This is a genomic window from Halodesulfurarchaeum sp. HSR-GB (assembly GCF_031432215.1).
GTDB lineage: Archaea > Halobacteriota > Halobacteria > Halobacteriales > Halobacteriaceae > Halodesulfurarchaeum.
In genome coordinates this window covers 280,845-299,012 of sequence record NZ_JAVKGN010000001.1, presented here as the reverse complement: position 1 = coordinate 299,012, position 18,168 = coordinate 280,845, and the positions used below count along the sequence as shown (strand labels likewise).

Genomic DNA, 18,168 nt, shown 5'->3' with positions numbered 1-18,168 from the left:
GCCACCCACAGTCTCGCTCGAACTGATCGTCCAGGCCCTCGACGGCCGCTCGCTCGTGACGGTTGGCTGCCGGCCTGTATTCGACTCCCATGATTCGAGACGAATTCGTCGCGGCGATCAAAACCCGGATCAGCTACGTCTTCCGGGGCCGGGAGGAGATCGAACTGCTCGATGGCCCGATCGGCAAACCCCTTTTCTTTCTCTCGATTCCGCTGGTGTTCACGAACCTCTTCCAGACGGCCTACAACCTGGCCGACACGTTCTTCCTCGGGCAGTACAGCACGGCCTCCCTGGCGGCGATGAGTTTCGCCTGGCCGCCGGTCTTCCTCCTTATGATGCTCGGGATGGGTATCTCGGTTGCCGGAAGTGTCCTCGTCGCCCAGCAGACCGGGGCCGCCAAGCATCGCGAGGCGGAGCGGGCCGCCTCCCAGGTCATCGCGTACACGACGATCGCGTCGCTTCTCTTCGGCGGGATCGCCTACCTCGTCGCGGAGCCATTCGTCAGGATTCTGGGGGCGTCCCCGGACGTCGCCCCGCTTGCCACCGGCTATCTGGAGATCGTCTCGCTCGGGTTCGTCTTCATGATGGTGTATATGGTGTTCAACTCGCTCATGCGGGGGTACGGTGACACGCTGACGCCGATGCTCGTCATGGCCGGCACGGTGGTGCTCAACATCGTGCTCGACCCGTTTCTCATCTTCGGCATCACGATCGTCGAGAACGCACCGCTTGTGGGGACTGTCGCCTTCCCGGAACTCGGGATCAGGGGTGCCGCCATCGCCACGATCTTCTCCAGGGGAGTGGGGCTCGCGATCGCCCTGGTAGTTCTGTTCGGCGATCGCTGGGGTATCACGATTCACCTGCGTGATCTCGTGCCGACCTGGCAGTACCTGGTTCGGATCGTCCGGATCGGCGCGCCGGCGGCCGCGGAAGGGGTCTCCCGGGCCATCTCGCAGAACCTCCTCCTGTTCGTCGTGGGCTGGTTCGCAACGCCGGTCGTGGCGGGGTATGGCATCGCCACGCGGTTGTTCTCGATCGTGATCCTCCCGGGGGTGGCCGTCGACCGCGGCGTGGAGACGATGACGGGGCAGAACATCGGGGCCGGCAAACCGGATCGCGCCGGCCGGGCCGCGAAAATCGCGGCCGTCTGGCTGTTCGCCATCTTGACGGGCATCGGCGTGCTCTCCTGGGTCGCCGCCGCTCCCATTTCGGCCGTGTTCACCGACGATCCGGCGGTGATCGAGGTGTCGGCGCAGTTCCTCCGGTACGTGGCTCCGACCTTCGGATTCATCGGGATCATGCGGGCGTACTCCGGCGGGCTTCGTGGGGCCGGGAAAACCCTGACCGTGGCCCTTATCGCGATCATCATGCTGATCGTCGTCCGGTTCGGAATGGGGTGGGTCGCGGCCGAGGCGATCGGCCAGACCGGCATCTGGATCGCCTTCGCGATATCGAACGTCGTCGGTGCCCTCGTCGCCTACCTCCTGCATCGCCGAGGGACCTGGCGGGAGAAACAGCTCGTCGAGTAGCCCGGCGGCGAATCGGACTCGTGCTTACTCTGACTCCTCTTCTCGAAGCTCCGCCAGTTCGGCTTCGACCTCCGATTCGTCGACCTGGGCTTCGAGTTCGGCTTTGACCTCCTCGGCCTCGGCTTCCTCCTTGGTTTCGGGCTCGGTTTCTGCTTTGCCCTCGGACTCTCGGAGGGTCTCCAGTTCGGCTTCGAGGTCCTGCTCCTCGCGGCCGGCTTCGAGTTCCCGATCGATCTGGTCCTGGTCGGACATCGCGTTGTCGAGGACGCCACGGTCCTCCAGTTCGTCGAGTGCCGCGGCCCGGGCCTCCATCTCCTCGGTTTTCTCCGTGGCCTGGTCGATGGCCCGGCCGACGTCCTCCATCTCGTCTCCCACGCCGGTGACCGCCTCCGAGACCCTGGTCTGTGCCTCGGCGGCCTCGTAGCGAGCTTTCACGGTCTCCTTTTTGGTCTTGAACTGTTCGATATCGCGCTTGAGATCGGCCTTCTTCTCCTCGAGGTTCCGCTGGGTGGACTCCAGGTTCTCGATCTGGCCGGCCAGGTCCTCGGCCTGTGAGCGCTTGGCCTGTTTTTTCTCCAGGGCGCGTTTGGCCAGGTCCTCGCGGTCCTGGGCCATGGCCTCCCGGGCCTGTTCGTTGTGCTTCTCGATGTTCTCCTCGAGACGATCGCGCTGGACCTCCAGACGCTTTTTCTGGGCGGTGATGTCCGCGATGCCCTTCTCGACGTCGGTGAGTTCGTCCCGCATCTGCTGGTAGGAGTAATCCAGGGTCTCCGCGGGGTCCTCGGCCCGGCCGATGAGCGCGTTGAGCTTCGATCGAACCAGGAATGACAGGCGTGAGAGCAGTCCCATGGGGCCTGGTTATGTCTCCACCGTTAAAACCCCTCACGCCCCGGCCGTCCCGAAATGTTCTTGCCCGCCGGCACCGGACGGTCGGTATGCCGACAGAGACCGGATACGACCCCTCACTGGGGGACAAGTTCATTTTCGTCACTGGCGGGGTGATGTCGGGGCTCGGCAAGGGGATCACGGCGGCGAGTCTGGGCCGCCTCCTGGAGAACGCCGGCTTCGACGTGACCGCAGTCAAGATCGACCCCTATCTCAACGTCGACGCGGGGACGATGAACCCCTACCAGCACGGGGAGGTCTATGTCCTCAAGGACGGCGGCGAGGTCGACCTGGACCTGGGGAACTACGAGCGATTCCTCGACATCGACATGACCTTCGATCACAACGTCACCACGGGGAAGGTCTATCAGCACGTCATCAGTCGGGAGCGCTCGGGTGACTACCTCGGGAAGACCGTCCAGATCATCCCGCACATCACCGATGACATCAAGCGCCGCATCCGCGAGGCCGCCGACGGGCACGACATCTGTCTCGTCGAGGTCGGCGGGACGGTGGGTGACATCGAGGGCATGCCCTTCCTGGAAGCGCTCCGGCAGTTCGTCGACGAGGAACCCGACGAGGACGTCCTTCTCACTCACGTCACGCTGGTTCCCTACGCGCCAAACGGCGAGCAGAAGACCAAGCCGACCCAGCACAGCGTGAAGGAACTGCGCTCGATCGGGCTCCGGCCCGACATCATCGTCGGTCGCTCGGACGATCCCTTGGAGGAGTCCGTCCGGGAGAAGATCGCCCTGTTCGGTGACGTCCCGACTCGGGCCGTGTTCTCGAACTACGACGTGGATGACGTGTACAAGGTCCCGCTCCTGCTGGAGGAAGAGGGGATGGACGAGTACGTCATGGACCGGCTCGAACTGGCCGACCGGGCGATCCCCCGGGCCCACCGCAGCACGGAGTGGCGCGAACTCGTCACCCAGGAGACCACCGCGGAACTGGACATCGCGCTGGTCGGGAAGTACGACCTGCGGGACGCCTACATGTCGGTGCGTGAGGCACTGAAACACGCCGGGCTCGACCACGGCGTCGACGTGAACGTCGAGTGGGTCGAGGCCGACCGGATGGACGACGGCGACGAAAAACGCCTCGACGAGGCCGACGGCATCGTCGTCCCGGGCGGCTTCGGCAGTCGCGGCGTCGAGGGCAAGATGCGGGCGATCACCTACGCTCGGGAGAACGACGTGCCCTACCTTGGACTCTGCTTTGGCTTCCAGCTGGCAGTCATCGAGTACGCCCGAAACGTGCTGGGCCTGGCAAACGCCCACTCCACCGAGATCGACGAGACGACCCCGGACCCGGTGATCGACCTCCTGCCGGACCAGTACGACCTGGAGGACCTCGGCGGCACGATGCGTCTGGGGGCCCACGAGACCCAGATCGAGCCCGGCACGCTGGCCCACGAGATCTACGGGGCCGACTCCTGCACCGAGCGCCATCGTCACCGCTACGAGGTCAATCCCGAGTACATCGAGGACCTCTCGGATGGCAACCTGGTGTTCTCCGGCGAGGCGGGCAACCGGATGGAGATCCTGGAACTGGCCGACCATCCCTTCTTCCTGGGAACGCAGTTCCACCCCGAGTTCCGCTCCCGGCCGACCCGGGCGAGCCCGCCCTTCGTCGGGTTCCTCGGGGCGATCCTTGCGGAACTGGAGACCGTTCAGGAGGTGGCCTGAGATGGTCGACGTCGAGACCTTTATCCCCGAAGCGAAAGCGGAGATCGAGGCGGCACTCGGTGACGAGACCGCGATCATCGCCCTCTCGGGCGGCGTGGACTCCTCGACGGCCGCCGCGCTGGCTTACGAGGCCGTCGGCGACCAGCTCGTCCCGGTCTATGTCGACACCGGCCTGATGCGGAAAGGCGAGACCGAGGGCATCCGAGAGACCTTCTCGCATATGGACTCCCTTCGGATCGTCGAGGCCCAGGATCGGTTCCTGGATGCCCTGGCGGGGGTCACCGACCCCGAGGAGAAACGCCACGCGATCGGCGAGCAGTTCATCCGGGAGTTCGAGACGGTTGCAAAGGAAGTCGACGCCTCGATGCTGGTCCAGGGGACGATCTATCCGGATCGGATCGAGAGCGAGGGGACGATCAAGTCCCACCACAACGTCGGCGGCCTCCCAGAGGTCGTGGACTTCGACGGGATCGTCGAGCCCATGCGGGATCTCTACAAGGACGAGGTTCGGGAGGTCGCCCGGGAACTGGGGTTGGATTCGGTCGTCGCAGAACGAATGCCGTTCCCCGGCCCGGGCCTGGCCGTTCGAGTGCTGGGCGAGGTCACCGAGGAGAAACTGCGAGTCGCCCGCGAGGCGACCGCGGTCGTCGAGGACGAACTCGAGGAAGCGGACCCCTGGCAGGCCTTCGCGGCCGTGCTGGGCAAGGCGACCGGCGTCAAGGGCGACAACCGCGTCCACGGCTGGATCGTCGCCGTCCGCTCGGTCGAGAGTCGGGACGGGATGACCGCCCGCGCACAGGCCCTGGACTGGGATACCCTCCAGCGCATCCAGAGCCGGATCACCGGCCAGCTCGACTCGGTCTCGCGGGTCGTTTATGACGTGACCCACAAACCACCGGCCACAATCGAGTACGAATGACACACGCAATCATTGTGGGGCCCGACCGTGGTCTCGAAGCCGCGCTAGGGGCCCACGACGTGACGACGACTCGAATCGAGACGCCCGCGTCCGCCGCTGACCTCGACGCGGCCGGGATCGACGACGCCTCGCTTTTCTTTCTCACCGACGGGGCCGAGGCGACCCTGGTCCCGGTCGCCCGGGAGCACCACCCGGAGCTGCGTATCGTCTGGTACGCAACACAGGCGGTCCCGGAGTTCGTGACTCGCCAGCTAGATCTGGGGGTCGACCCCGAACTCGCTGACGCCGCCGTCCTCGTCGAGGAGCAAGTCCAGGCACTCGAATCCTGATCGGTCGGCGTGCCCACGATCACGGCCAGTTAAGCGCTCCTTTCTCGCCCATTGGTGCACAGATATGTACAGTCCATCACGTTTAATGCAGTTCGCCGACAATAGCTTGTGATACGATGACATCCCAGTCAGGGGGGACGTCCGTGTGCCGGATCGACGTCGAGTTGCGACCGACCGAACGCGTGTTGCTGACTGACATCATCGGCCATCCGGTTTACGACACATTGCGGGGACTTCTGGAGACGGCGGGTGTGGACCAGGACGCGATCACGCCGCGGATTCCCGGGGTTCACGTCGGCGGGTTCTGGGGGCGATACGGGGAGGGCGGCCGGCCACAGGAGCGGGCCCTCTCGCCGAAGGAGACCTATCGCTTTCAACTGGGAGTCATCGACCCGGAGATGATTCCGGTCTTCAGGGAGGTCTTCGATCAGGTCGTCCCCGAGGGGGCCCAGCTCCCGTACTCCGGTGGTACCCTGGAGGTCGTCTCGGCGACCCAGGAGTACACCGACCGACAGGCCCTGCTCGAACGGGCGGCAGCGGTCGATACCCAGGCCATGAACGTCTGGTTTCGAACACCGACCTGCCTCGAGGAGACAGAGACCCGCACGATGTGTCCCAGCCGTGGGCCGGTGTTCAGTTCGCTGCTCGAAAGCTGGAATCGGTGGGCCCCGGACGAACTCGTCTTCGACATCGACCGTGACCGGATCGAGGAGGGGGTTCGAGGGCGCCCACATTTCCGCACGTTCGAGAGCCACAGCGTGGCAGTGGCCCGTGAGGGTGCGACCGGCGCGGTGCAGACCCGGGATGGGTTCTCCGGCGGCGTGACCTACGAGTTCTCCGAGGCGAACGGGGCCCTCCAGAACGCACTCGTCGCGGCGGCGCTTTTGGGCGAGATCGCCGGCGTGGGGTACTACAGCGATCGGGGTTGCGGGGATTTCTCGGTCAGGGTCGCCGGCGACGATACGACTGGCCCCTCGCCGATCCCCTGGCTCGGTCCGTCCCCGCTCTCGATTCGTCCATCGCCGTTCCGGGATCAGGAGAGCCATTAGCCCCGGGACCCAATCCTCGCGTATGACCCAGTTCCTGCCAGCACAGACCCGACCGGGACGTCTCTCTCTTGCCGTCGAGGATCCCTACGCCGTCAGTTCCTTCTACCAGGACGTCGTCGGGCTGGACCAGTTCGGGTACACGGAGTCCTCGGCCACCCTCGGGGCCGGCGAGACGCCGCTCGTGGAACTCACAGACGGGAGCGATCTTGCGCCGCGGACCGACGCCCAGGCGGGGCTCTACCACGTGGCCTTCCGCTATCCGTCTCAGGAAGCGCTCGGTGCCGCTCTCCATCGGGTCGAGAGCCTCTACCGGCTCGACGGCGCGACCGACCACGGCGTGACCCACTCGCTGTATCTCACGGATCCCGCGGGCAACGGCGTGGAACTCTTCGTCGACCAGCCACGGGCCGACTGGCCAAGAGACGAGGCCGACGAGGTGACGATGCAGACCCAGCCGCTCGATCTGGATGCCCTTCGCGCCGCGGGCGAACCCGAGACCGACGCCCCCGCGGGGACGACGATCGGACACTTCCACCTGGAGGTCACCGATCTGGCTGGGGCGACCACGTTCTATCGCGACGGGCTGGGGCTCGATATCACCCGTGAGATCGGCGACATGGCCCGGTTTCTGGCTGTCGGGGACTCTCACCATCAACTGGGAATCACGACCTATCAGGACCGGACCGAGCCCGCGACTGGCCGGGGGCTGGACTGGATCGAGTTTCTCACACCGAGTGAAGCCGCCCTCGACGCGGCCCGGGAGCGATTCGAGGCGATCGGGAGTGCCGTCGAAAACCGGGAAAACGGGATCGCGGTGACCGACCCCGACGGGATCGGGGTTCGACTGTCCCTGGTCGATCAGTGATCGGCGTGGCCCGCCCGCTGGGCCAGACCGACGAGGTGCCCGATCTCCGGGAGAATGATTTCTTCGAGGCCCAGTTCGACGGCGTCGACGCTCCCGGGGAGCACGAAGACGGGGACGCCGTCGGCGACGCCGGCGGTGGCCCGGGTGGCGACGACCCGTGAACCGATCTCCGCTTTCGATTCCTGCCGGAAGAGTTCCCCGAATCCCGGCAGATGCTTGTCGAAGAGCGGCCCGACGGCCTCGACGGTCACGTCGTCCGGTGTGACCCCGGTGCCACCCGTGGTGATCAGCACGTCGACGTCGCCGCGGTCGGTGAGGTGATTCGCGGTCGTCTGGATGCGATCGCCGTCGTCCCGGACCAGTTCGCGAGTGACGACCTCGTGGCCCGCCGACTCGAGTTCGTCCCTGATCGCTTCGCCACTGGGATCGGCATCGAGTGTTCGCGAGGACGAGACGGTGAGAATTGCCGCGCCCACGGTCTCCCGGTCGTGAGCGTGGTGATCGTGGTCGTGTGTCTCCGAGTCGGCCGTCGACTCGGTGTCACCGCGTTGGGTGTCCCGCTTCTGGAAGTCGACCATATCGCGACTTTGGTTTCCCCGCCCTAAGTGCTATCGCCACCGAGGTCCCGGCGCATCGCGATGTCGAACCAGGGGCAGGTCCGGAGCTGTCGGTAGTTCCGGGGGTTCTCCCAGAGGTCCTCGTAGTCGACCCAGATGGTGCCGCCGACCTCCTCGGGGTCCGGGTCGAGGGTGGGGTCGGTCACCGTCGCGGTGAGCACCGTACAGACCTCCCACTCCAGCCCCTCGTCGAGGTAGTAGCGTTTGTACTCGAAGCGGTCGGTGATCTCCAGGTCGCCGTACTGGTCGGGAGTCACCCCGAGTTCCTCTTCCAGGCGCTCTTCGGTGGCTTCGATCTGGGTCTGTCCCTCGGTTGGGTGGGAGGCGACGGTGCCGTCCCAGTGGGTGTCCCACAGCCGTTTGTTCCGAGCGCGCTGGGCAAGCAGGACCCGTCCCTGCTCGTCGAAGAGCATACAGGTAAATGCGCGATGGCGGATGCCGTCGCCGGTGTGGGCCTCCAGGCGATCGACGAGACCTTGTGGGTTGTCGTCCGCGTCGACCGCGATCACTTCCTCGCCGCCCGACCGCTCTTTCGGGGCGCTCTGGTCGGTCATAAATTGGCCAACGACTACCCCGGATTTGTAGTCACCGGTCCTCACCCGCGGGTCTCTTCGAGGATCAACCGGGTCTTGGTCGAGCGGACCTCCGATTGCTCCCGCGTGCGGGTGATGAGTTCGTTGACCCGCTCGGTGTCCATCGCGTCGACGATCAGCACCATGTCCTCCTCGCCGGAGACCTGCCAGACGAAATCGACTTCCGTCCACTCGGCCATCCGCTCGGCCAGTGCCTGGGTGTCGACGTCGACGGCGACCGACACTTCGACCATCGATTTCACGTTGCCCGTGCGGGTCGCGATGGTGAACCGCTCGATCGTACCGTTCTCGAGCAGTCGATCGACCCGGTTGCGAACGGTCCCCTCCGAGACATCGAGCATGTCGCCGATTTCGGTGTAGGGGGTCCGGGAGTCCTGTCGGAGGAGGGCCAGAATTTCCCGGTCGAGGTCGTCCATGTTCCCCTCTCCGTCGCCTGGCCGAAAACTGTTTCGAATTTCGTAATTCCGCTACGAAAGCAAGCCTTATATTCTCCGCAGCGTTTGAATCTCGTAATGTCGGACGCCTACATCGCCCTGGAGACCGGGGAGGTCCTCGAGGGTCGCGCCAGGTCGCCCGGGGAGACCCACGGCGAACTCGTCTTCACCACGCCCTATACCGGCTACGAGGAGAGCCTGACCGACCCCTCTTACGAGGCCCAGGTACTGACCTTCGCCTACCCGCTGATCGGCAACTACGGCGTCCGAGCGGAGCGCTTCGAGTCCGACCGCGTCCATCCCAGCGCGGTCGTCGCCCGCGAACTCACCGACGACGTCGCCACGTGGCTCCAGGAGGAGGGGGTCCCCGCCGTCGACTCCGTGGACACGCGGGATCTCGTCCTGGACATTCGTGACGGCGGCGCGATGCAATGTGGTATCGCCGCGGGTCCAGACGCGACCCCCGAGAAGGCCCGGGAACAACTCTCGGTCTGCCCGCACATGAGTGACATTTCGGACATCGGGGACATGGTCAGCGTCGACGACGTCGAGGTCTACCCCGCTGAGGGGGACGGGCCGACCACCGCGCTGATCCACTGTGGGACGAAAAAGAGCATCATCTCCTCGCTGAACGAGCGTGGCTCGGACGTCCACGTCTTCCCCCACGACGTCGCGCCCGCCGAGATCGAAGCGCTGGACCCGGACCTGCTCTTCATTTCGAACGGCCCTGGGGACCCGGCCAACTACGAGGCCACCCAGTCCCTGGTCGAGCACTTCCTCGGTGAGATCCCCATCGCGGGCATCTGTCTGGGGATGCAGATCGTCGCCAACGCCGTGAACGGCGAGACCGAGAAGATGGAGTTCGGCCACCGGGGGGTCAACCAGCCCGTCCTGGACGAGCGCACCGGCCAGGTCGTCATGACTACCCAGAACCACGGCTACATGGTTTCGGATGCCGGGGACCTGGACGTGACCCAGATCAACGTCAACGACGACACCCCGGAGGGGGCCGAATCCGCGGACATGCACGTCATCACCCGCCAGTACCACCCCGAGGCCCATCCCGGTCCCCACGACACGCTCGGCTTTTTCGACGACGTGCTCGCGATGGCCGAAGCCGGGGCCCATCCCGAAGCAACCCAGTAGGCAGTTTTGTCCTCGCGCCGGGGACAGCCGGTGACCTTTACTCCGCGCAGCCGAATCGTGTGCTGATGGCACACGAGTACGAGGAGCACGTCCGCGAGCAGCGCCAGCAGAAGGAGGAGTACTTCGCGGAGAGCCCACGGTCGCCCATTCCGCGCTCGGCCCAGGCCGACTTTGCGGGACTGGAGTACTTCGCGGTTGATCCGTCGATGCGTTTCGAGGCCGAACTCCACGAGCACGAGGATCCCGAGAGCCTGACTGTCGAGACCACGGCAGGCAACGCCCAGGAGTACCTCCGATGGGGTGAGTTCCACCTGGAGATCGACGGCGAGACGGTGACGATCCAGGCGTACAAGGGCGATCCGTCCGAGGATCGACTCTGGGTTCCCTTCCGGGACGAGACGAACAGCGAGGAGACCTACGGCGCGGGCCGCTATCTCGACCTCGAACGGGACCGACACTACGAGGACGGCACGTGGCTCATCGACTTCAACATGGCATACAACCCGACGTGTGCGTACAACGAGGCCTACGAGTGTCCGCTCATCCCGACCGAAAACTGGCTCGACGTGCGGATCGAGGCGGGCGAGAAGGCCTATCCGGACGAGCCCCACGCCCCGGACCGCTAATTACTCCAGGCCCCACTTCGCGGTGCGCTTTGGCCGCTCGGAGACCGATTCGATGTCCAGGGGTTCGTCCTGGGCCTCGATGGCGGCGAGGGCGGCCTTCGCCGAGGGATAGGTCGAGAAGTAGGTGACGTCTTGTTCGACGGCGACCTGAAGCGGGTCACGATTCCGCGAGATGATCAGATCGATGTCCCCGGATTCGATGGCTGCCTCGAAGTCCGATTCGTCCTCGAAGTCCGCGATGGCGAAGTGCCGGGCGTAGCCCTCGATGAGTTCCCGTCCGGCGGCGCTGTCCCGATCGGGGAACTCGGGGTTGTTCAGGTCGATGAGTGCCGTCCCCTCGGTCGGGATCGGCTTGTTGATCGCCATCTGGGCCTTCTGGTAGGCCTTGGCCCAGGTGTTTGCCGTGCCCATGACCTCGCCGGTGGATTTCATCTCCGGTCCCAGGGTCGGATCGGACCCGGGGAGCCGATCGAAGGGCAACACGACCTCCTTCACCGACACCTGTTCGGGGATCTGCTCTTCGATGCCCTGTTCCGCCAGGGACTGTCCGGCCATGACCTTCGCGGCGATCTTCGCGATGGGCACGCCCGTGGCCTTCGAGATGAACGGCACCGTCCGGGAGGACCGTGGATTGGCCTCCAGGACGTAGACCGTGTCGTCCTGGATCGCCAGTTGCACGTTGAGCAGGCCGACGGTCTCCAGGGCCGTCGCGATGTCCTCGACGACCTCCCGGACGCGGGCCATCGTCTCCTCGTCCAGGTTCTGTGGCGGGATCATCACCGCGGAGTCCCCGGAGTGCACCCCGGCAGACTCGATGTGTTCCATCACGCCGCCGATGAGCACGTCCGTGCCGTCCGCGACGGCGTCCACGTCGAGTTCGATGGCTCCCTCCAGGTAATCGTCGACGAGGATCGGTTTCTCGGGGGAGACCCGAACGGCCTCCTCGATGTAGGATTTGAGCTCCGTGTCGTCGTAGACGACCTCCATCGCGCGCCCACCGAGGACGTAACTCGGCCGAACCAGCACGGGATACCCGATCTCGTGGGCCAGGTCGAGTGCCTCGGCCTCGTTGGTGGCCGTTCCGCCGGCGGGCTGGACGACGCCCATCTCGTCCATCAGGACGTTGAACCGGTCGCGGTCCTCCGCCAGATCCATCGCCTCGACGCTGGTGCCAAGCAGTTCACAGTCGAGGCCCCGGCGTTCGATCTCCGCGGCCAGCGGGTCGCCGATGTTCACGGAGGTCTGCCCGCCGAACTGCACCATCACGCCGTCCGCGTTCGTGGCCTCGATGACGTCCGCGACCTCCTCGGCGGTGATCGGCTCGAAGAACAGGCCGTCGGAGGTGTCATAGTCGGTCGAGACGGTCTCCGGGTTGTTGTTGACGATGTGGGTCTCGATGCCCGCCTCCCGGAGGGCCCGGACCGCGTGGACGGTCACGTAGTCGAACTCCACGCCCTGCCCGATCCGGATCGGGCCGGCTCCCACGATGACGACACTCTCGACGTCCGGGTCGGTCTGGACCTCCTCGCGGGTGCGCTCGCTCGGGGACCGCGAGGAGTAGTAGTACGGCGTGGAGGCGGCGAACTCCCCCGCACAGGTGTCGACCTGCTTGAACGTCCGGGGGAGCCCCGCGGCTGCTGCGGTCTCGACGCTGACTTCGGGGTTCGACTCCGTGCCTGGGAGATCGACCTCGGTCGGGCCGACCCCGCCACCGGTGGCGGTGAGGTCGGGTTCGCCGGTCGTCGCCATCGCCGCGGCCTCGGCGTCGGTAAAGCCGGTCTCGATGGCCGTCTCGAAGTCGCCGGCTGCGGCGTCGATGGCCGCCGCGGCGACGTTCTCGAAGCGTTCGATGTACCACTCCTCGATGCCGGTCCACGCGACGATCTCCGCGGTCGAGTAGCCCCGTTCGAAGGCCTCGAAGATGGCGTAGGGCCGATCCGGGGTCGGCCGCTCCAGGTGGTTCTCGATCAGCTGTTCGTCCGAGACCGTCTCCCAGTCCACGGCGGGGACATACTCCGTCGAGCGCAGGGCCTTGAGCAGGGACTCCTCGAAGGTTCGGCCGATGGCCATCGCCTCGCCGGTCGATTTCATGGCCGTCGAGAGCTCGAAGTCGACCTCGGGGAACTTGTCTTTGGGCCACCGGGGGACCTTGGTGACCACGTAATCGATGGCCGGTTCGAAGGCCGCGGTGGTCTCGCCGGTGATCTCGTTTTCGATCTCGTGGAGTTTCTTGCCCAGTGCGACCTTCGCGGTCACCCGGGCGATGGGGTAGCCGGTCGCCTTCGAGGCCAGCGCGGAGGACCGGGAGACACGCGGGTTGACCTCGACGACCCGGTACTCCCCGCCGGGAGTGCCGTCGTCGTGCCACGCGAACTGGATGTTACAGCCGCCCTGGATGCCCAGATCGCGGATGACCTCCAGTGCCGCATCCCGCATCTCCTGGTGGCCTTCGTCGGGGATGACCTGACTCGGGGTCACGACCATCGACTCGCCGGTGTGGATCCCCATCGGGTCCAGGTTCTCCATGTTGCAGATGATGATCGTGGAGTCCGCGGCGTCACGCATGACCTCATACTCCAGTTCGACCCAGCCGTCGATGGACTCGGTGATCATCACCTCGTGGTTCCGCGAGAGGTTCAGACCGCGTTTTACCCGCTGGTGGAGTTCGTCCATGTCGTGGACGACCCCCGATCCCTGGCCGCCCAGGGTGTAGGTCGTGCGCATGATGACCGGGAGCCCGCCGACCGAGTCGACGGCGTCCTCGATGTCGTCCATGGACTCGATGGTGACCGATTTCGGAACCGGTTGATCGAGGTTCTGCATCCGGTCGCGGAACTGCTCGCGGTCCTCGGTCGCGTAGATCGTATCGAGTGGGGTCCCCATGATCTCGACGTCGTGCTCCTCGAGGACGCCCTGTTCGGCCAACTCGGCGGTGACGTTCAGGCCGGTCTGGCCGCCCAGTCCGGCGATGACCCCGTCAGGCTCCTCCTTCCGGATGACCGCCGCGATGGCCTCGGTGGTGATCGGCTCGATGTAGACCTTATCGGCCATCTCGGGGTCGGTCATGATCGTCGCCGGGTTGGAGTTCACGAGGACGACCCGGACGCCCTCCTCCTGGAGGGCTCGGCAGGCCTGTGCACCGGAGTAGTCGAACTCGGCAGCCTGTCCGATCTGGATCGGCCCACTTCCGATGAGAAGTACGGTCCGGTCGTCTGGCATTACCGATGAAAACCCGCACATCGTAATAAGTCCGGCGATAGATTCCAGTTTTCGCAACTCGATTTCGAAATTCGAAGTCAGTGGGTCAGCACGAGCAGTTTCTCTCCCGTGTGGGCCAGACAGATCGGCCCGGAGGGCGGTGTCTGGAAGGAGTGGACTGTATTTTCGGTCACCAGCAGTCGCTCGAAAGGCTCGCCGCAGGCCGGGCAGGCATACTCCTCGCGGTTTTCGAGCAGCATCCGCTCCCCGTCCTGGCGAAGCAATTTGAGTCCGTGGCGATAGTCGTGAATCGAAAAGCCGTCTGTCAGGTCAAGGGTGTCCATCGATCGTGGTGTACGTCCTCGTCAGTAGAACTCCTCGACCAGTTCGTCGTAGGCGGCCTGGAGCCGTTCGGTCACCGGCCCCACCTCGAAGGGCTGGTCGTCGAGTTTGCCGATCGGCCAGACCTCGCCCGTGGTGTTGGTCAGGAAGAGCTCATCGGCCTCCCGCAGGCGCTCCGGGCGGTAGCGACCCGTCTCGACCGGGATGTCGAGGTCGGCCGCGAGTTCGAGGACCACGTCTCTGGTCACGCCGGCCAGGATCGGGCCGTCGAGGGAGGGGGTGTGAAGCACGCCGTCTTCGACGAAGAAGACGTTTGCCGTGGTCCCCTCCGCCACGTAGCCCTCGGTGTCCAGCATGATCCCGTCGTCGGCCTCGATCCGGCCGTCCTCGGCTCGAAGCTCCAGGCGTGCCAGGATGCCGTTGAGGTAGTTGTGGGTCTTCAGGCCCGGAGGAATCGCGTCGGGGTGGTTGCGCCGGGTTTCGACGAGTTTCACCGTCGCCGGTCCGTCCCAGCGGGGGGTCCCGTGGACGCCCGCTCGCGGGAGTTCTTTCACGATGATTACCACTGTCGGGTCGACCTCCGGCTGGGGGGTCAACGCGCCGGGCTGCACCCCTCGTGTGATCGACATCCGGACGTAGGCCTCCGCCAGGTCGTTCGCGTCGAGGGTCGCCTCGACGCGCTCGCGGAGGTCCCCTGGGATGACATCTGGCATTCCCAGCAGTTCACAGGTGTTCTGGAGTCGGTCGAGGTGCTCCGCCCACTTGAAGAGCGTCCCGCCGTAGGCTCGCAGCGTCTCGAATCCGGCGTCACCGTACTGAAAGCCCCGGTCGTCGACGGAAACTGTCGCCTCGGCCTCGGGGACCAGTTCGCCGTTTACGTGATACTGCATACTTCGCCGATAAATGCGCGAACGATATCTTTCCCCCGGTCGGTGAGGATGCTCTCCGGATGGTACTGGACCCCGTAGTGGGGCCGGTCCGCGTGGCGCACGCCCATCACGAGTTCGGGTTCGTCGTCGGTCCAGGCTGTCTCCTCCAGGCAGTCCGGGAGTTTCTCCCGCTCGACGCCAAGGGAGTGATACCGGCCCGCCTCGAACTCGGCGGGCAACTCCGCGTAGATCCCCTTCCCGTCGTGGGTCACCACCGAGGATTTCCCGTGGACCACACCCGGTGCGTGATCCACCGGCGCGCCGTGGACCGCACAGAGTGCCTGGTGGCCCAGACAGACCCCGAGCGTGGGATAGGAGAGTTCCTCGAAGATCGGCATCGAGACGCCCGCCTCCTGGGGGATCCCCGGCCCTGGCGAGACGATGATGCCGTCCGGGTCGAGTTCCCGGATCCCGTCCATGTCGATCTTGTCGTTCCGGCGCACCGTCACCTCGCCCGCGAACTCCCCGGCGTACTGCACCAGATTGTACGCGAAGGAATCGTAGTTGTCGACGACCAGCAGGTGTGGCGCACAGTCGCTCATTCCTCCACCTCCAGGGCCCCCGCATCGAGGGCCGCGTCGACGGCGTTCAGGAGTGCCCGGGCCTTGTCCAGGGTCTCGTCGTACTCCCGGTCGGGGACCGAATCGTGGACGATCCCGCCACCGACCCGGAGGTGGTACTGGTCGGCGTGGCGAACCAGCGTCCGGATGACGATGTTCAGGGTCGCCCGGCCGTCGAACCCGATCGCCGCCATGCTTCCCGTGTAGGGCCCGCGACGGGTCTGTTCGAGTTCCTCGATGATCTCCATGGTGCGGGGTTTCGGCGCGCCGGTGATCGTTCCGCCGGGGAACACCGCTCGAATGGCATCGACCACACTTTCGTCCTCACGGAGTTGGCCCGAGACCAGCGAGACCAGATGCATGACCTCGGAGTAGCGATCGACACGCCGGTACTCATCGACGGTGACGGTGCCGTATTCGGACACTTTGCCCAGATCGTTGCGCTCCAGGTCGACGAGCATCGCGTGCTCGGCGCGTTCTTTCTCGTCGCCGGTGAGGTCGGCCTCGAGTTGCTGGTCCTCGGCTTCAGTCTCGCCACGGGGCCGCGTCCCGGCGATGGGTTCGGTCTCGATCCGGTCGCCCGCCCGCTCTAACAGGAGTTCGGGACTTGCACTCACCAGATCGACCCCCGGGTATTCGAGCAGGCCGGAGTACGGGGCCGGGTTCACCGTCCGGAGCGCGTCGTAGGCCTCGACCGGGTGGACTGCCGCGGGGGCTTCCAGCCGCTGTGAGATGTTGACCTGGAAGGTATCCCCCTCGCGGATGTAATTTTTCACCCGTCCGACCCGCTCGGCGTAGGCGTCCCGGTCGGTTCGACTCTCGAAGGACGCGGTATCCACCTTTGCAGGCGGTTCCCCAACAGCGGGGTCACCCTCCTGGATGGCCGTCGCGAGGGCGTCCAGTCGGTCGCGGCCGCGGTCGTAGGCCGCTTCGGGGTCCCCCTCGACCCGTGGCGAGGCGACGAGGAAGAGTTCGTCTTCGAAGGGCATTCGCCAGGCGGCGATGGCCTCGTAGACACCGAACTGGAGGTGTGGCAGGTTTCGGTCGTCCGCCGCCATCGTGGGGAGCTCCTCCAGCTCCCGGACGACATCATAGGAAAGCCAGCCGAAGAGCCCGCCCGGATAGGGGATTTCACAGTCGGTCTCGACGAGAGCCTCCGTTTCGAGTGTTGCTTCGAGTCGGTCGAGGGCACCCTGCCCGTCGACGGTGAGAAATTCGGTCGGCTCGACGCCGAAGTAGCCCCAGCCCTCGCGGCCGCCGGAGGTCTCGAAGAAGAAGGATGGCTCGGACCCACGAGCCCGGCGGTAGGCCAACCAGGGAGTCGCCTCCAGCCGACCGACGATCGGGACCCGCGCCCCCTCGGGGGCGCCGGCGGCCCGTTCCGCGAACGCCGACCGGGTGGTCGATACCGTGAACGGTCGCATAATCGTGGAAGGTCGGCCGTCGCTCAAGACACTTTGGGTTGCCCCCGATCAGACCGGTTCGTCGAACTCGTCCTCGAAGTCCCGCTGTTCGCGGTAGTCCGCGACGAACTCCTCGACGTCGAAGGTCGCCAACTCCGTGGTGAATTTGGCGGCGGCCGAATCCGCCTCGGCGTTCTCCACGGCTTCCTGCATGAGGTCGATCACCGTCTCGACGACGATCTCGTGGAGTCGCCGGGCCTCGAAGTCGGCGATCCAGGCGACGGCGAAGCCGGTCGTGCCGTCCTCGGAGGCGTCGTGGGTGACGATTCGGTCCGGGTGGGCCTCCATCACCAGTCCCATCAGCGGGATCGTGCCGAACTCCTCGATCTCCCCGCCCTCGGTGACGATTGTCTCCGCCAGAATGTCACTTACCTCCTCCGGGAGGAACCGGGACGGTGGGTGTGGGTCCATCACGACGGCGTGTGTCTCCCCACAGTCACAGTCGAACTCTCGCATGCCCAGATCGAGGTCGGCTACCGCCTTTTTTTCGCCACAGGGCAGATCGATCTCCGCGTCGCTCTCGTGATTCGGGACGCCGGGCTGGGCCGTCATGGCCAGTCCGTACGCTCCACGTCCCCGTCAGGCTTGCGTTGCGTGCCGACGGCCCAGTCGGCGGCCGCCGCGGCCTCCTCGATTGGGAGGTACTCCCAGCCGGCCGCCTCGACCGGCTCCCGATCGGCCTCCCCGTCGGTGACCAGGACGTAGCGGTCGGCCTCGTATTCTGCCATCACGCCCTCGAGGGTCTCTATAATGTTGCGGTCTCGGGTGGCAAAATCCGGTCGGATGCGCCGCTTGCGGGTGTATCTGGCGAATCGGTCCGGATCCCCGTTCGTGACGACCCCCGTAAACTCCGTCCACTGGCGAGCGTCGGCAAACGCCGTCCCCGGTTCGGCCAGGGACTGAAGTGCCGAGAGCTCGAAGGCGAGGGTCATCCCGCCCCCGTCCGGTGTGCTCATACCCGGACTGGGGACGAATCCCGCAAAACGGCTTCGGTCC

The 18,168-nt window shown here is 65.7% G+C and carries 19 protein-coding genes; 8 read left to right on the top strand and 11 right to left on the bottom strand.

What is annotated here, in order from left to right:
• Positions 1-89 precede the first annotated feature (89 nt).
• Positions 90-1,529: an MATE family efflux transporter gene (locus RH831_RS01680; protein WP_310552554.1), complete on the top strand. Its 1,440-nt coding sequence runs from the start codon at positions 90-92 to the stop codon at positions 1,527-1,529.
• A 24-nt stretch (positions 1,530-1,553) separates the two neighbouring features.
• Here RH831_RS01680 and RH831_RS01675 read toward each other — a convergent pair whose 3' ends face one another.
• A complete protein-coding gene (locus RH831_RS01675) occupies positions 1,554-2,378 on the bottom strand; it encodes a PspA/IM30 family protein (RefSeq protein WP_310552553.1) in 825 nt (274 codons plus the stop codon).
• A gap of 86 nt (positions 2,379-2,464) precedes the next feature.
• On the opposite strand from RH831_RS01675, the gene RH831_RS01670 reads away from it, so the two are divergent.
• From RH831_RS01670 to RH831_RS01650, 5 genes are all read left to right on the top strand, one after another.
• A complete protein-coding gene (locus RH831_RS01670; protein WP_310552552.1) occupies positions 2,465-4,102 on the top strand; it encodes a CTP synthase in 1,638 nt (545 codons plus the stop codon).
• 1 nt (position 4,103) lies between these two features.
• Positions 4,104-5,021, top strand: coding sequence for a glutamine-hydrolyzing GMP synthase (gene guaA / locus RH831_RS01665; RefSeq protein ID WP_310552551.1), 918 nt, complete (start codon positions 4,104-4,106; stop codon positions 5,019-5,021).
• The gene (locus tag RH831_RS01660) at positions 5,018-5,350 is read left to right on the top strand and encodes a CTP synthetase (RefSeq protein WP_310552550.1); all 333 of its coding nucleotides are present in this window, start codon (positions 5,018-5,020) and stop codon (positions 5,348-5,350) included. Before guaA ends, RH831_RS01660 begins: the two co-directional genes overlap by 4 nt.
• A gap of 116 nt (positions 5,351-5,466) precedes the next feature.
• Positions 5,467-6,399 (top strand): CRISPR system precrRNA processing endoribonuclease RAMP protein Cas6, encoded by a 933-nt coding sequence (gene cas6 / locus RH831_RS01655; RefSeq protein ID WP_310552549.1) that lies wholly within the window; start codon positions 5,467-5,469, stop codon positions 6,397-6,399.
• A gap of 22 nt (positions 6,400-6,421) precedes the next feature.
• On the top strand, positions 6,422-7,264 hold the full coding sequence (locus RH831_RS01650) for a VOC family protein (protein ID WP_310552548.1): 843 nt from the start codon (positions 6,422-6,424) through the stop codon (positions 7,262-7,264).
• Here RH831_RS01650 and RH831_RS01645 read toward each other — a convergent pair.
• Genes RH831_RS01645 through RH831_RS01635 form a run of 3 tightly spaced genes read right to left on the bottom strand, consistent with a single transcriptional unit; the run spans position 7,258 to position 8,890 of the window.
• On the bottom strand, positions 7,258-7,842 hold the full coding sequence (locus RH831_RS01645) for a MogA/MoaB family molybdenum cofactor biosynthesis protein (RefSeq protein ID WP_310552547.1): 585 nt from the start codon (positions 7,840-7,842) through the stop codon (positions 7,258-7,260). The genes RH831_RS01650 and RH831_RS01645 overlap by 7 nt on opposite strands.
• Positions 7,843-7,865: 23 nt before the next feature.
• Positions 7,866-8,435 carry an isopentenyl-diphosphate Delta-isomerase gene (idi, locus tag RH831_RS01640; RefSeq protein WP_310552546.1) on the bottom strand — a complete coding sequence of 190 codons (570 nt, stop codon included), beginning with the start codon at positions 8,433-8,435 and terminating at the stop codon, positions 7,866-7,868.
• Positions 8,436-8,476: 41 nt separating this feature from the next.
• A complete protein-coding gene (locus RH831_RS01635; protein ID WP_310552545.1) occupies positions 8,477-8,890 on the bottom strand; it encodes an Lrp/AsnC family transcriptional regulator in 414 nt (137 codons plus the stop codon).
• A 96-nt stretch (positions 8,891-8,986) separates the two neighbouring features.
• Here RH831_RS01635 and carA point away from each other — a divergent pair, with 96 nt between their 5' ends.
• Together carA and RH831_RS01625 are read left to right on the top strand one after the other, a co-directional pair.
• Positions 8,987-10,054, top strand: a complete 1,068-nt coding sequence (gene carA, locus RH831_RS01630) for a glutamine-hydrolyzing carbamoyl-phosphate synthase small subunit (protein WP_310552544.1) — start codon at positions 8,987-8,989, stop codon at positions 10,052-10,054.
• 65 nt (positions 10,055-10,119) lie between these two features.
• Positions 10,120-10,680: a DUF1684 domain-containing protein gene (locus RH831_RS01625; RefSeq protein WP_310552543.1), complete on the top strand. Its 561-nt coding sequence runs from the start codon at positions 10,120-10,122 to the stop codon at positions 10,678-10,680.
• Here RH831_RS01625 and carB read toward each other — a convergent pair whose 3' ends face one another.
• The 7 genes from carB to RH831_RS01590 form a co-directional block, all read right to left on the bottom strand.
• Positions 10,681-13,899 (bottom strand): carbamoyl-phosphate synthase large subunit, encoded by a 3,219-nt coding sequence (carB, locus tag RH831_RS01620; protein WP_310552542.1) that lies wholly within the window; start codon positions 13,897-13,899, stop codon positions 10,681-10,683.
• Between the two features lie 77 nt (positions 13,900-13,976).
• On the bottom strand, positions 13,977-14,222 hold the full coding sequence (locus RH831_RS01615) for a flagella cluster protein (RefSeq protein ID WP_310552541.1): 246 nt from the start codon (positions 14,220-14,222) through the stop codon (positions 13,977-13,979).
• A gap of 21 nt (positions 14,223-14,243) precedes the next feature.
• Positions 14,244-15,110 (bottom strand): aminotransferase class IV, encoded by an 867-nt coding sequence (locus tag RH831_RS01610; protein ID WP_310552540.1) that lies wholly within the window; start codon positions 15,108-15,110, stop codon positions 14,244-14,246.
• Positions 15,095-15,691, bottom strand: a complete 597-nt coding sequence (locus tag RH831_RS01605; protein ID WP_310552539.1) for an aminodeoxychorismate/anthranilate synthase component II — start codon at positions 15,689-15,691, stop codon at positions 15,095-15,097. The genes RH831_RS01610 and RH831_RS01605 overlap by 16 nt, the downstream gene beginning before the upstream one ends.
• Entirely contained in the window at positions 15,688-17,133 is a 1,446-nt protein-coding gene (gene pabB, locus RH831_RS01600; protein ID WP_310552538.1) for an aminodeoxychorismate synthase, component I, read from the bottom strand. Before pabB ends, RH831_RS01605 begins: the two co-directional genes overlap by 4 nt.
• 48 nt (positions 17,134-17,181) lie before the next feature.
• Entirely contained in the window at positions 17,182-17,724 is a 543-nt protein-coding gene (locus RH831_RS01595) for a DUF5815 family protein (RefSeq protein WP_310552537.1), read from the bottom strand.
• Positions 17,721-18,128 carry a hypothetical protein gene (locus RH831_RS01590; protein WP_310552536.1) on the bottom strand — a complete coding sequence of 136 codons (408 nt, stop codon included), beginning with the start codon at positions 18,126-18,128 and terminating at the stop codon, positions 17,721-17,723. The genes RH831_RS01595 and RH831_RS01590 overlap by 4 nt, the downstream gene beginning before the upstream one ends.
• Positions 18,129-18,168: the final 40 nt, after the last annotated feature.